We start from the raw sequence: 13,679 nt of genomic DNA on the forward strand, positions 1-13,679 counted from the left end.
TGAACGGGCATCGGATTTTTTATGCGTTCTGCTTGGACACGGGAGCTGGCCTAAAGCGCTGCTTTCTTCTTCAAGCGATACGTCAACCTTCAATCTCGCCATTACGGATCGCTATCCGGATGGCCTGTGCGGTCGTGGTGACGCCTAGCCGACGACGCGCTGAACGCAGGTGGTTCTCCACCGTACGCTCCGATAAGCCGAGCGTCGCTGCGATATCGGCTTGCCGTCGTCCGGCAGCGGTCCATGCCAGCATTTCACGTTCTCGGCGCGAGAGCGTTCTAAGAACGTCCCCGAGGGGCACTTCAAGTAATCGACGCGCCGAGAAAAAAGCCGCCGCTGCGACGATGCTCAATCCAAGGCGCACTCGCGCGCCCCCGTCCACCCGTTCACCGCCATAGCTCATTGCGCCTTCAAGCCCTTGGGGGCCAAAAACCGGGACCTGAAATCCCTGCACCCCCGGCCCACCTGGATAACGAATCACTTGATAGCATTCCTCTCCGTGTTTCTGCTCTTTCTTCCAGAAGAAGGGCTCACGTGTACTCAGGATATGGCGGGTGACCGGACAACGCCGAATATAAGTCAGTGCATCAACACCCTGACCTTCGTCGAACCAGTCACCTTCGACCCAGTACAGGCGTTCAAGTACGTCTTCACTGGCTGATGAAGCGGAAAACAGGACGAATCGATCATAGCCGCAGGGCGCTGCGAACTCTCGGACAGCGTTCTGGATAGATTCAAGGTCAAGCGCCGCCTCTATCTCGAGAGCGGCGCGCATGGCTGCCTCGGCAAGCCCGTTATTCACCTCGTAGCGACCTCTTTGAGAAGGGTGTCAGCGGCCAGCTTGCCGAGGTTATTACCCGCCAGCGGGCTGTCGCCGGTCAGCAACTTACGGTCTTTGAATGTCGCTCCGGAAATATCCTGATTGACGATCTCAACCCCTAACGCTTGCAGTCGCTCGCCGAATTTCCAGGTCAGATGCCCCGGCATGTAGCCGATATCAGGCGTCTTTGCATCAAGAGCGTCGGGAAACGCACAGATCTTATAGCCGTTGAACAGGTAGGAATTCTTAGATTCGCCGAGAGCCGCCGCCAACAGTGCCGCTGGGCCGTGGCACAAGGAAATTACAAACTTATCCTGGGCCATGGCCCACGCCAGAACGGACTTCACGTCAGCACTTTCCGGTAATCCGATGAGGGCGCCGTGCCCCCCTGGTATGAAGACGCCGATGTAGTCGGATTCCTCGCCCAATGCATTTTCAATCACGTCGGCCAGTTTGAGAGGCTTTTTGAACTGCTCACGGTACTTGGCGTAGAACCCTTTCACTTCGGTGTCTTCGGAGGGCATCGCCCACAACTCGAACTTCACGGGATTTCCCGACAGCGTAGCAACGTCAAAAGCAAAACCCGCTTTGTCGAGGTGGTACATGGGCAGCAACGTTTCGACCGGATGATTACCGGTTGAAAACATCGTTCCATTGTCCGTAAGCAGATAGCGCTCATCCGCACCAATCATCAAAACCTTCCACCGTCCTCCTTTATAAGGAGTGGGGTATTCAGCGTCACCGAGATCTGATTTAGGCGCGGTGAATTGGCTCAACGAATAGGGTGAGGGGAAAAACGCGTTGTCCTCCGCTTGATCCGGGGTGGGGCGTTTGTCTTCATTTTGCACGCTTGTCATGGTTTTCTCCTTCGGATGGGTGATTGCCTTGATCGATGCTAGTAGCGTGGTCTGGCCCTCGCAATGAGGGGATTCCCTCAATAAGACACGCCGACATCGGATAGGTGCGGGCTTCAATTGCAGCGCCAACTCTGTTGAAACGGACTGAATTAAGCCGTCTGCACCGGGGCGTACCCAGTGGTGGCCAGTCTGGGCTTGTTAACGGATGGTCGGTTCACGCTTCAAGCGACTTCGAAGGGATCAGCAATAAGGGACAGTGCAACGGGGGTGTGCGCGGAAGGCGAAGTCTCGAATCATGGGCACAAAAAAGCCAGCTCGACGCTGGCTTTTCTGGGGCTGGGAGGCGCCGACTTACTCGTCGTCGTTCCCCAGGCTGGTGTCGTGTGCAATCAGCGACACGAGGGCGTTCTGCTGGCGATGAGCGAGCTGGCGGAAACGTTGCAGCAATTCACGCTCATGCAGTGACAGCTCAGGGCTGTCGAGGCGCAGTTTAGGTTCGTCACCCAGAGCGCCTTCCTGAATCAGGCTTTGCTCAAGACGCGCGATGATTTCAGAGTTCATGCTGCGGTGGTTGTCTTTGGAAACCTCCGCAATGCGCTCGCGCATACCTTCCGGAAGACGGACAACGAACTTGTCAGCTGTGCGACTGGAATAATTGGCCTGTTTCATAGGGCTCATATATTTAACCGATTTAGTTCAAAGGGGGAGGCGGTTCATGCATTAGGCCGCGAGATGTCAACCTCTGACTGTCATTTTGGCTAAATGTTCAACCGTCCAACATAAAGGCCCGCCATCATGCATCAATCCGTCGGAACCTTGGCGTCAAATCTGTGACAAATATTGAACTAGATAAAGGCGTTTAGCCAGCACCAATTATCAGAAATGCGTTCTGGTTTGCAAAGTTCCCGACCACCGTTCATCCGATCAACGGCCGCCAAGGACGCGGGTTTGCGCGGTGATGGCTATCTGTCTTCAGCGTAGAGGGATCTGCAGATAATTTCGAGAAAGGTGGCAAGAAAGAGACGAAGGGTCAGTCAAGGGATGGAGCGGCCCTTACATTCGCGAGCAAGAAAGCCGGATCGGTGGGGGCTGCACGTACCCATCAGCCCGTCGGCACAGGAGGCTCAGGGCTTGGCTTGGCGCAACACCGGATCGAACTTGATTCTACGGCCTACGAACAACGCTGCAAGGAACAGGCTCGCGAACACGCCGCTGGCCGTTTTGGCTGCAGTGCTCAGCGTGTCCATCGAAGGTGGAAGCAATTGGTCAACGGCGATGGCCATGATGGCCAGGATCAGAAAGGACAGTGCTGCTTTTGACATGGCGGTTCTCTAAACGAAAGACTGACTGGCAAACCCGACTTCACAGACCGTATCAGAATACCCAGCGTTCGGAGCGTTCCACCGGGATCGCTTCATCGGTGTCGTTCGCCAGCATTGCATCCGAGCGATGCGCGGGTTGTGCGACGAAGCGCGGTGCCTGTTTGATGAGGTAATGCGGTTGAGCTTGAACAGCGACGCTTTCTGTATGGGCAGCATTGCTGGTCTTGTTGCCGTCGTCCTGAAAGTGGAAAGCCACGAGAGCGACGAGGGCTGCTGCGTTCAACAGAGAGAGAGTCATGTTCATCTCGATTACCTTCGCTTGGAATTCGGTTTTTGAAGGAGGGATTGCTCGAAGATGAGTAATGCAGCCTGCATGCCAAGCGTTAATCAAAAAAAATATCAACAAAATCAGAAGGTTATAGGTGAATTGGCTGGCCTTCAGGTTGCAGTTTGCAATGATGTCATTTTGCGGCATTGCAATTTGCATGGTGTCCTGAAGCTGCCGGGTTAGGGTGTTGTGGACTACACCCTAAAAAGACAATGACGACATGACAAAACAAGGGCTTGCCGTTAACATGCTCGCCGTCCCGCTGGCGCCATTCTGGGTGCCGGCCCCGTGTCTCAGTAGCTCAATTGGATAGAGCATCCCCCTCCTAAGGGGAAGGTTGCAGGTTCGAACCCCGCCTGGGACACCATATAATCAAGCCGTTTAGCTGGATTTCCTGATAGCTCGTCGATTGAGTCTTCTCACGAGTTCCCATTCTGGGTCCCACTTCCGTGGGCGTTCGGTATTCAGTCAACTTTTCAATGGAATCGGATTCTTCTGGTCGATTTCGAAATTGATGCCCTGGCCGTTCTCCCTCCCTGTGTAATCGAACCCCAATGGAAAAGTCATTGTGTATTCGACTGACCCCTGCGTCGGATTTGACCCGCACGCTGCGTAAAAATGATGACTGTTTCCTGCGGTGGCGCCAGGCTGTAATCGACCAAAAGCGAGCACAAGAGGTCGGTAATCCTGCACCGCGACCTCTATGGAGACATTATGTTTCCCGTGCAGATGGCTATCCTCCTGTCTGAGCCTGATGACGATTTTAGCGGCGGCGAATTCGTGCTGACCGAACAACGGCCACGGATGCAGTCCAGGGTCAGCGTAGTGCCGTTGCGCAAGGGCGATGCCGTGATTTTTTCTGTCAATCGCAGGCCCGTGAAGGGGGGGGTAGAGGCTTCTACTCCGTGTTCACCCGCCACAGCGTGAGCGAGGTGCGGGCGGGGGACCGGTTTACCTTGGGGGTGATATTCCATGATGCGCAGTGATGGAACGGCCAATGTGTCGGATTTGAAAGCAAGACTCGGAGTTTTAAGGCAGCTTATTAGCGATAGGTTGTTACAAATCGCGAACATAGGGCATTGCCATGGACTGCGTTGAAGACCAAACCATCCAACCGGTACTGAGGTCCGAGGACGATCCGCGCTGGAATATCCTCGTAAACCGTCAGGCTGACGCGAATCTCGATTTTGTCTACGGAGTTCTGACCACCGGGGTTTATTGCAGGCCCTTCAGTCCGACCAAGCTGCCTCGGCCAGAGAATGTCCTGTTTTTTGACACCGCAGCAGAAGCCGAGAGGGCTGGGTTTCGCCCCTCCAAACGCAACAGCAGCAACCCGGAGGTCGTCGCTCAGAAGCACGCCGCGGCAGTTGCCGAAGCGTGTCGGCTCATCGATACATCGGACACGGTACTCAACCTGGGCGATCTGGCCGAGCAGGTGGGCATGAGCAGCTTCCACTTCCACCGCGTGTTCAAGAAGCTTACGGGCCTGACGCCTAAAGCCTACAGCGTCGCTTCATTGCGTTCGCGCGTCAGAGACCAGCTTTCGCTGAGTGGCACCATTACCGACGCTCTCTATGAGGCTGGCTATAACTCCAATAGCCGATTCTATGAGGCGTCACAAAACATCCTCGGCATGAAGCCCTCCGAGTACCGCGCCGGGGGCGCCAACGTGGATATCAAATTTGCACTGGGCGAAAGCTCGCTGGGTTCGATTCTGGTGGCCACCAGTGCGCGTGGTATTTGTGCCATTTTGTTGGGCGATGACCCCAATGCGCTGGTAGAGAGCTTTCAGGACCAGTTTCCCAACGCCAACCTTATCGGCGGCGACGCCGAGTTCGAGGCGATGGTGGCCATTGTCGTCGGCTTTGTCGAATCGCCAGGTACAGGCCTTGCGCTTCCGTTGGATATCCGTGGCACCGTATTCCAGGAGCGGGTGTGGCAGGCGCTTAGGGATATTCCCGCGGGAACGACCGAAACCTATTCTCAGGTCGCCGCGAGAATAGGCATGCCTGCCGCAACCCGTGCAGTGGCCAACGCATGCGGGGCCAACAAGCTGGCGGTGGCGATCCCCTGTCACCGCGTGGTGCGCAGTGATGGATCGTTGTCCGGCTACCGATGGGGAGTGGAGCGTAAGCGCAAGTTGATCGAGCGCGAGAAGAGTATGCACACTTCATAGATGAACGAATGAGCAGCCCCGACAATGACCGCTACCCTCAGCGATTGTTGCCTTTCACTGATACGCACCGTATGAACAAAAAAGCCACGGGCTTTCAACCCGTGGCTTTTTCTTTACCGCGTATCAATGCCGGCAGGCGGCAGCGGGGTTTACAGTGCCATGTCGTTCGCTGGCTTGCTTTCAACCGGCGTGGACGGCGTCGCTGTGCTGGTGCCAACGCTCTGGTCAATGACCGGAGGCTTGCCCAGTTGCAGGACTTCAGCGGTGTAGTTCCACTCTTGCTGAACAGCAGCTGGCGAGTCGTTCAGCTTGGTGCCGTAGCTCGGCACGATCTGACGGATTTTCGCTTGCCACTCAGGTGTTGCTACCTGGGTTTTGAAGATCTTTTCCAGCACGTTCAGCATGATCGGAGCGGCGGTCGAAGCGCCTGGCGATGCGCCCAGCAGCGCAGCGATGGTGCCGTCCTGAGAAGAGACAACTTCGGTACCCAGCTTGAGCACGCCGCCCTTGTCCGCGTCACGCTTGATGATCTGCACGCGCTGACCGGCCTGCCACAGGCGCCAGTCTTCTTTTTTGGCGTGCGGGAAGTACTCCTGCAGCGCCTTGAAGCGGTCGTCGTCGGACAGCATCAGTTGACCAGCGAGGTACTCGACGAGCGGGTACTGGTCGATACCGACCTTGGTCATTGGCCAGAAGTTGTGTGTGGTCATGCTGCTGAACAGGTCCAGGTACGAACCTTCTTTCAGGAACTTGGTGGAGAACGTGGCGAACGGGCCAAACAGGATCACGCGCTTGCCGTCGAGCACGCGGGTGTCCAGGTGTGGCACCGACATCGGTGGCGCGCCGGTGGAGGCGATGCCATAGGCCTTGGCCATGTGCTGCATGGCGACGGTCGGGTTCTCAGTCACCAGGAACGAACCGCCGACCGGGAAGCCTGCGTAGTCGCGAGCCTCGGGGATGCCGGATTTCTGCAGCAGCTTCAGTGCGCCGCCGCCGGCGCCGATGAACAGGAACTTGGCATCGGTACCCGAGGTGGTGCCGTCTTTCAGGTTCTTGTACTCAACGTGCCAGGAGCCGTCTTCGTTACGCGTGATGTCGTTGACTTCGCTGGACAACTTCAAGTCGAAGTTCGGGCGGGTCTGCAGATAAGACACGTATTGACGGGTAACTTCGCCCCAGTTGACGTCGGTACCGATCGGGGTCCAGGTGGTCGCCAGCTTCTGGGAAGGGTCGCGGCCTTCCATCATCAGGGGAACCCACTTGGCGATCTGTGCCGGGTCTTCGGAGTACTGCATCGGGCGGAACAGCGGGCTGGCTTGCAGCGCGTCGTAACGCTTCTTCAGGAATTTGATGTTGTCATCGCCCCACACGAAGCTCATGTGCGGTGTGGTATTGATGAACGAAGGCGGGTTCTTCAGAACGCTCTGGCGCACTTGCCAGGACAGGAACTGACGCGTGACCTGGAAGGCTTCGTTGATCTCGATGGCCTTGGAGATGTTGACGTTGCCGTCTTTGTCTTCTGGCGTGTAATTCAGCTCGGCCAGGCCCGAATGACCGGTACCGGCGTTGTTCCAGCCGTTGGAGCTTTCTTCGGCGACGGCGTCCAGGCGCTCGACCATTTCCATCGACCAGCCCGGCTCCAGCTCGTTGAGCCAGACACCCAGGGTCGAACTCATGATGCCGCCACCGATCAACAGGACATCGACTTTCTTGCTTTCGGCAGCATGGGCTTGCAGGAAGGTTGCCGAAATCGCCAGGCCCAGCAGGGCCTTGCTCGTTTTCTTGAACATTGAGTCATCCAATAGATAGAAAGTTATCCACCTGCAACCTTCATCAGGCAACGTTCCGCCAGGCTGCAACCCTGTTCGGGGTACATGTGGCTGAAGGCTTCGCTCTCAGAAGACGAGGAGGCAGGGTCGGGAAGTCGGTGAATCGGGGACCTCCCGTTCTATGTCCCTCGGCGCTGGCTTTTTATTCGATCATTGGATTCAGCAGCTTGAGTAAACATCTATACCCCCTCAGGACTCGGTCATCAGGTCCAAGCAATCTGCGGGAGGGGCCGGGATTGTACCCGAAATGAGATTCGCGACAAATCAGACGACCATTTAGTCAATTAGCCAATTTGTCTCAGGGGGCTAAAGGGTGGCTGCGGTGTCTGCATTCACGCAGTTTTGTGGAAGCCGGCTTGCTGGCGAACGTATCCTTTCAGCCACATCGACAGTGGCTGACAGTTATCCATTCGTCAGCAAGCTGGCTCCCACAGGGCGACCGAGAATCAAAGGGTGAACTTGCCCACCATGGCGTTGAACGACACCGCCAGACGCGACAGTTCCTGGCTGGAGGCGTTGGTCTGGTTGGCGCCTGCGGCGGTCTGGGCCGACAGGTCCTGAATGTTCACCAGGTTGCGGTCTACTTCACGGGCCACCTGGGCCTGTTCCTCGGCGGCACTGGCAATGACCAGGTTGCGCTCGTTGATCTGGCTGACACCCTCGCTGATGCGTTCCAGCGCCAGACCTGCTTCGGTGGCCAGCGTCTGGGTATTGACGGCAATGGACTGGCTCTTGCCCATGGCCTGCACGGCCTCGTCGGCGCCATTACGCACTTGGGTGATCATCGATTCGATTTCGCCGGTCGACACCTGAGTACGATGGGCGAGGGCACGGACTTCGTCGGCGACCACCGCAAAACCGCGGCCCTGTTCACCGGCGCGCGCCGCTTCGATGGCGGCGTTGAGGGCCAGCAGGTTGGTCTGTTCGGCGATGCCGCGAATCACATCCAGCACCTTGGTGATGTCACGAATCTGGCCGGCGAGGGCTTCGACACGTTGCGTCGAATCGTTGATTTCCAACGTCATGGTGTTCATTGCGCTCACCGCTTGCTGCACCTGATGCTGGCCTTTCACCGCGTCGTCGGCGGTCTGGGCCGATACTTGCGAGGCGCTGGCAGCGTTCCGGGCAACTTCTTCCACTGCGGCGGTCATCTGGTTCACCGCGGTTGCCGCTTGCTGGATCTCGTCGTTCTGGCGCTGCAAGCCTTGGGTGCTGTCCTCGGTGACTGCGGTCAGCTCTTCCGCAGCGGACGCCAACTGATCCGACGCGTTGGCAATCTGCTGCACTGTGCCTTTAAGGTTGCCCTGCATGTTGGACAACGCCATGAGCAACTGACCGGTTTCGTCCTGTCCGCCCAGAGCGATGGCTTGGGTCAGGTCACCGCTGGCCACTCGTGCTGCGCTTTCCACGGACTGGTAGATCGGGCGGGTAATCATGCGCGTCACGATCAGGCCCAGCGCGATGGCGCAAATCACTGCGATCAGGGAGCCGACAATCAGCACCCAGGTGATCTGACGGTCCAGGTCTACCCCGGCCTGATTCGCTTCGGCGGCCTGACGAATGTTGGACTCGAGCATGACTTTCAGCTCACCGATGGTCTTGCGGTACGGCGGCGTGACGCTGCTGGCGGCCAGTCTGGCAGCCTGCTCGATGTCGCCGCTTTGCAGCACTGTCAGCGCGTTTTGTGCAGCATTAACGTAAGCGACCCAGTCACGTTCGAAATCGTCGCCAGCGGTTTTTTCATCAGCCTCCAGAGGCGTCGACCGATAGATGCGAAATTCATTCTCTGCCTGCGCCTGGTTCTCCTTGAACGATTGAAGGGCCGAGCTGATTTCTTCCGGACTGGCTTTGAGTGCGCTCAGGCTAATGGCCTTGAAAAAATCGCGGTTGGTGGCGATGACGTTGGCTTTAACGGAGTCCACCTTGACAATCGTTGTCAAATTATCGCTGACAGTGTTCTGAAACAGGTCGTACAGGCGCGACACACCATTCTGTCCCAACATTCCCACCGCGATGGTGATCAAGGCGCACAGGCTAAACGCGAACAACAGTTTGGACTTGAGTTTCAGATTGATTAGCCAGGTCATGACGATTACTCGGAGCAGGATAAGAGTGGGTGACGTAGAGACACCGCTTTCATCCCTATCGGCGGGGCAGTGAGGGACTTTACATAAATTGAGATTCTGTTGATGAGCGTCACTGTCCGGTCGCTTTAAACGTGATAACGGGTCCCTGCGCGCGCGTCGCTGCGGCGCTCATCTTTCCCGATTCGGGACTGAGATTGGCGTTACGGCGCTGTCGCCAGGATCGGAGTGCGGCGTCTGGCATTCGCATTTTCCCGCTGCGATCTCCTAAGCTTTACCCCCGCGCCGCCGATAACCCGGACAAGCGGCGTCTTGCCGCACCTGAACAGGCCAGAGCTTTCGTGAAATAGCTTGATGGCAAATTGATGTTGGCTATCATTCGCCCGCCAAAAAAACGGGAGCGATGAAGCTGACCCGTTGTGTAATTGCCCCTGGGCTGATTTTCTCTCCCGTGACAGGAATCTCGATGCTGGCGTGGAACCAAAAAAGCTTTCTGATCGTCGATGATTTCTCCGATTTCCGCAGTTCGGTCAGGTCGATGCTGCGCGAGTTGGGCGTCAAGGAAGTGGACACCGCCGACACCGGCGAACAGGCGCTGAAGATGTGCTCGCAGAAGCGCTATGACTTCATCCTGCACGATTTCAACCTGGGCGATGGCAAGAAGAACGGTCAGCAGGTGCTCGAAGACCTGATGACTGACAAATTGATCAGTCACGAAAGCGTCTTTGTCATGGTCACCGCTGAAAACAGTCAGGCGATGGTCATGAGTGCGCTGGAGTGGGAGCCCGATGCTTACCTGACCAAACCGTTCAACCGCGCAAGCCTGGCGCAGCGCCTGGAAAAGATCGTGCAGCGCAAGAACCTGCTCAAGCCGATTCTTCAGGCACTGGACCGCAGCAAGCCCGCCGAAGTGCTGGCAGCGTGTGTGAACCTGACCAAACAGGACCCACGGTTTGCGCCGCTGTGCCTGCGATACAAGGCTGACGCCCTGCGTGATCTGAACCAGCATGAGCCGCTGGAAGCGTTTCTCAAATCGATCCTGGCCGACCGACCACAACCTTGGGCCTACGCGGCACTGGGGAAATTGCTGTTCAAGCGCGGGCGCAACGCCGAGGCGCAGGCGGTCTACGAGGAAGCCATCCGTGCGTTCAACGCGATGCCAGTGTTGTTCGACGGTCTGGCCGATGTGCTGATCGCCAGCGGTGACAAAAAACGCGCACAGAAGATGCTCGAAGAGGCCGTCCGGCTTTCCCCTTACGCGGTACGGCGTCAACGCCTACTCGGCCAGTTGGCGCTGGAAAACCAGGATTTCGATGGCGCTTCCAAGGCGTACCGTCAGGCGGTTGCGCAAGGTCAGTTTTCGCGATTCAAGGACCCGGAAACCAACCTCGGCCTGGCCCAGGCGTTGATCAGTCGTGGCGGTGAGCGTGGTCTGGACGCGCGCACCCGTGTCGAAATCAACACGACGCTCAGTGAAGTCGCCAAGGAGCACACCCACGATGCCGGCCTGCAAGTGCGGGCACGTTTGATGAAAGCCACCAGCGTGGCGGGTTCCGATCCGGAAATGGCGGCCAAGCTGACCGAGCAGGCCATGGCGCGTCTGGAAGGCATGGAACAGTTTCTGAGCGCCGACGCGGCGCTGGCCGTGGCGGCGCAGCTTAAACAGCTGGGCCAGGAATCCGCAGGGGCCGGCATTCTGAAAAGCTGCGCGGAAATCTACGGTGACGATCCGCAGGTCATGCAGGGCATCGCCAGGCAAACCGACGATCCGGAAATCCTGAGCGCGGGCAAGGCCGCCATTGACCTGAACCTGCAGGGCATTCGCAGCTACCGCGCGGGCAAGCTCGGCGAGGCGCAGGACCTGTTCCGTCAGGCGCTGGCGCTGCAACCGAAGAACATCAGTATTGCGCTGAACATGGCCCAGGCGCTGCTGCACGTGGGTGTGCAGAACCTCGATACGGCCAGCCTGCTGGAGTGCCAGAACAGTCTGAAAATGGTGGGCAAGATGCCCGAGACCGATCCACGTTACGACCGTTATCAAAAACTGCGACTCAGGGCGTTTGGCGAATGAGCGATCAGGAAACGGGGCTCGATTTCTCCATGGTGATTGCCTCCACCGTGCATGACATGAAGAACTCGCTGGCGTCGTTGATTCAGGCGCATGGGCAGTGGGTCAAGGCGCTCCCCGAGGCGCAACGTGGCACGGCGGAGCAGGGCGTGATCGACTACGAGTTCGCGCACCTGAACGGTAAGTTGGTGCAGCTGTTGGGCCTGTACAAGCTGGGTATCAACCAGTTGCCGTTACGCCCGGACTACCACGAACTGGACGACTTCATCGAGGCACAACTGGCATTTCATCAAGAGGTGCTGGACAGCCGTGGCATCATTGCGCGTTTGCGCGTGGATGACTTCGGCTTGCCGGGTTTCTTCGACCGCGAACTGATCGGCTCGGTGGTGTCGAACGTGGTCATCAACGCGATCCGGTTTGCCCGTGAGCAAGTGCTGATCAGCGCACGTCAGGTCGGCGAGCAATTGGTGATCAGCATCAACGACGACGGCCCGGGTTTTCCAGAGCCGATGATCGAACACCAGACCGACTATGTGCTGGGCATCAATCCGAGCAGCGGCAGTACCGGCCTTGGTCTTTATTTCGCGGCGAATATCGCCAAACAGCATCAGCGCCAGGGCGTGAAGGGGCACATCGAGATCGCCAACGGCGGCGAGCTGGGCGGCGGGTTGTTCAGCCTGTATTTGCCGTAATTGAACCTATCTGCAAGGACGCGCTTGTAGGGTGTGCCTTTCCACTATTCGGGGTGACACCAATGGTTTGTCCTAACGGCCAAACTGTTCCGCCTTCGGCGGGTTACTTGAAAGGACACCCCTCTTTGTTTCAAGAGGCAGCCAAGTGTCCTAGCTCCCGGCTTGGCCCTCCTGCGTCGGGTTCCTTCACTCCGGCGACGCTCCGTGGGCCCGCGCCGAACGGACATCCATGTCCTGACGGCGCTCTCGCGGCATCCATGCCGCTCGGCCCACTGCGCGTCACCTGCGTTCAGCCTGCACCCAAGTCGCACTTTGTGGTGTCTGGCCTGCTGCGGTATGAAGATCAAAAGCCAGAGCGCGCTTTGCGCTGATAGATTCAACACCGAAATCGTTGAATAAACATAGAACCTGTGGAAGTCAGCTTGCTGACGAATGCGGTGTGTCATTCACCCTTGATGAAACTGACTCGCTCCTATCGCGAGCAACCTGATTGTTGCCCTGCTCCGCGTGGTAACAATATTCTATGACGCTCTGCGTCATCCGGGATGTGGTGCATGCTGCGAGGCTTTGCGACCCTCAAGAAACGGACTGACACCACTGGTTTGAGACCCACAGAACCTCCCACGGGAGCAATGCGGCCTACAGCTTCAATCCTTTGCCCAGCACCACGTTCAGGGCGTTACGCGCGTCGTCCAGTTGGACCAGCGTGGCGTGATGAGCGCCGAGGGCGTCGCGGTTTTCGATGGCGGTCAGAATTGCCTTGTGCCGAGGCAGGGCCAGTTCGTGCAGGTTTGGTCGCTTGTTGGAGTGCTTCAAGGCCTCGCGCAAGGCCAGCGACAGCATGTTGCACAGATGTGCCAGCAGATCGTTGTGGGTGGCGTCGGCAATACGGCTGTGAAAATCCAGATCCGGTTGCAGCACGGCCTCCACCGTCGGCGCGGCTTCCATCCGTTGATAGGCCTCGCCGATGGCGGCGATTTCATCGTTGGTGGCGTGTTGCGCGGCGAGGGCGGCAGCGGCGGGCTCGATGATGCTGCGCACGCTGGTCAGCAGGGCGAAGAATTCATTCTGCGGTGAGCTTTGCATCAGCCAGTGAAGGACGTCCGGGTCCAGGATGTGCCATTCACGACGCGGTTTCACCACGGTGCCGACACGCGGGCGGGAGTAGACCAGGCCCTTGGCGACCAGCACACGGGTGGCCTCGCGCAACACCGGGCGACTGACGGCATATTCTTCACAGAGCAAGGCTTCGGCGGGGAGCTTGTCGTCAGGTTTGAAACGGCCTGAAACGATCTGCATGCCGATGTCCTGGACAATGCGTGAGTGCATGCTTTTGCGGTCGGAGGGCTTACGGTAATCCATGGGGGCGCGGGGCGATCCTGAACGGTGAATGCCGCGCATCATAGCATTGGCGGGGAGTGGACGGCGCGACGCGAAATTCCATGGCACACCCGGACTGTAGGAGCGCGCTTGCCCGCGATCAGGGTGTGTCAGGTTCAACTG

11 protein-coding genes, 1 tRNA gene and 2 pseudogenes are annotated in these 13,679 nt (G+C 57.8%); 5 read left to right on the forward strand and 9 right to left on the reverse strand.

Annotated features, from left to right (window positions below; all coding sequences use genetic code 11):
• Positions 1-82: 82 nt before the first annotated feature.
• From BMY73_RS12100 to BMY73_RS12120, 5 genes are all read right to left on the reverse strand, one after another.
• Positions 83-802, reverse strand: a complete 720-nt coding sequence (locus BMY73_RS12100; RefSeq protein ID WP_092407297.1) for a PA1136 family autoinducer-binding transcriptional regulator — start codon at positions 800-802, stop codon at positions 83-85.
• A complete protein-coding gene (gene hchA / locus BMY73_RS12105; protein ID WP_092407299.1) occupies positions 799-1,677 on the reverse strand; it encodes a glyoxalase III HchA in 879 nt (292 codons plus the stop codon). Before hchA ends, BMY73_RS12100 begins: the two co-directional genes overlap by 4 nt.
• A 351-nt stretch (positions 1,678-2,028) precedes the next feature.
• On the reverse strand, positions 2,029-2,355 hold the full coding sequence (locus tag BMY73_RS12110) for an Arc family DNA-binding protein (protein WP_062389396.1): 327 nt from the start codon (positions 2,353-2,355) through the stop codon (positions 2,029-2,031).
• Between the two features lie 446 nt (positions 2,356-2,801).
• On the reverse strand, positions 2,802-2,999 hold the full coding sequence (locus tag BMY73_RS12115) for a PA3371 family protein (RefSeq protein ID WP_062389399.1): 198 nt from the start codon (positions 2,997-2,999) through the stop codon (positions 2,802-2,804).
• Positions 3,000-3,051: 52 nt separating this feature from the next.
• Entirely contained in the window at positions 3,052-3,303 is a 252-nt protein-coding gene (locus BMY73_RS12120) for a hypothetical protein (protein WP_092407373.1), read from the reverse strand.
• Between the two features lie 314 nt (positions 3,304-3,617).
• On the opposite strand from BMY73_RS12120, the gene BMY73_RS12125 reads away from it, so the two are divergent.
• The 3 genes and pseudogenes from BMY73_RS12125 (at position 3,618) to ada (ending at position 5,503) form a co-directional block, all read left to right on the forward strand.
• Positions 3,618-3,694 (forward strand) — tRNA-Arg (locus BMY73_RS12125).
• 317 nt (positions 3,695-4,011) lie between these two features.
• Positions 4,012-4,313 (forward strand): annotated as a pseudogene (locus BMY73_RS12130) (2OG-Fe(II) oxygenase).
• Positions 4,314-4,411: 98 nt separating this feature from the next.
• The gene (ada, locus tag BMY73_RS12135; protein WP_092407301.1) at positions 4,412-5,503 is read left to right on the forward strand and encodes a bifunctional DNA-binding transcriptional regulator/O6-methylguanine-DNA methyltransferase Ada; all 1,092 of its coding nucleotides are present in this window, start codon (positions 4,412-4,414) and stop codon (positions 5,501-5,503) included.
• Between the two features lie 149 nt (positions 5,504-5,652).
• On the opposite strand, the gene mqo is transcribed toward ada, so the two are convergent.
• The 3 genes and pseudogenes from mqo to BMY73_RS28855 form a co-directional block, all read right to left on the reverse strand.
• On the reverse strand, positions 5,653-7,293 hold the full coding sequence (mqo, locus tag BMY73_RS12140; RefSeq protein WP_092407303.1) for a malate dehydrogenase (quinone): 1,641 nt from the start codon (positions 7,291-7,293) through the stop codon (positions 5,653-5,655).
• A 485-nt stretch (positions 7,294-7,778) separates the two neighbouring features.
• On the reverse strand, positions 7,779-8,657 hold the full coding sequence (locus BMY73_RS28850) for a methyl-accepting chemotaxis protein (RefSeq protein WP_370588397.1): 879 nt from the start codon (positions 8,655-8,657) through the stop codon (positions 7,779-7,781).
• Positions 8,637-9,419, reverse strand: a pseudogene (locus BMY73_RS28855) (MCP four helix bundle domain-containing protein); the annotation flags it as partial. The pseudogene BMY73_RS28855 and the gene BMY73_RS28850, both read right to left, overlap by 21 nt.
• 463 nt (positions 9,420-9,882) lie before the next feature.
• Here BMY73_RS28855 and BMY73_RS12150 point away from each other — a divergent pair.
• A complete protein-coding gene (locus BMY73_RS12150) occupies positions 9,883-11,487 on the forward strand; it encodes a response regulator (protein WP_092407307.1) in 1,605 nt (534 codons plus the stop codon).
• Positions 11,484-12,176: a sensor histidine kinase gene (locus tag BMY73_RS12155; protein ID WP_062390210.1), complete on the forward strand. Its 693-nt coding sequence runs from the start codon at positions 11,484-11,486 to the stop codon at positions 12,174-12,176. The genes BMY73_RS12150 and BMY73_RS12155 overlap by 4 nt, the downstream gene beginning before the upstream one ends.
• 639 nt (positions 12,177-12,815) lie before the next feature.
• Here the strand turns inward: BMY73_RS12155 and BMY73_RS12160 are convergent.
• On the reverse strand, positions 12,816-13,538 hold the full coding sequence (locus BMY73_RS12160) for a FadR/GntR family transcriptional regulator (RefSeq protein WP_062390212.1): 723 nt from the start codon (positions 13,536-13,538) through the stop codon (positions 12,816-12,818).
• Between the last annotated feature and the right edge of the window lie 141 nt (positions 13,539-13,679).

This window comes from Pseudomonas sp. NFACC02 (genome assembly GCF_900110765.1).
Classification (GTDB): domain Bacteria; phylum Pseudomonadota; class Gammaproteobacteria; order Pseudomonadales; family Pseudomonadaceae; genus Aquipseudomonas.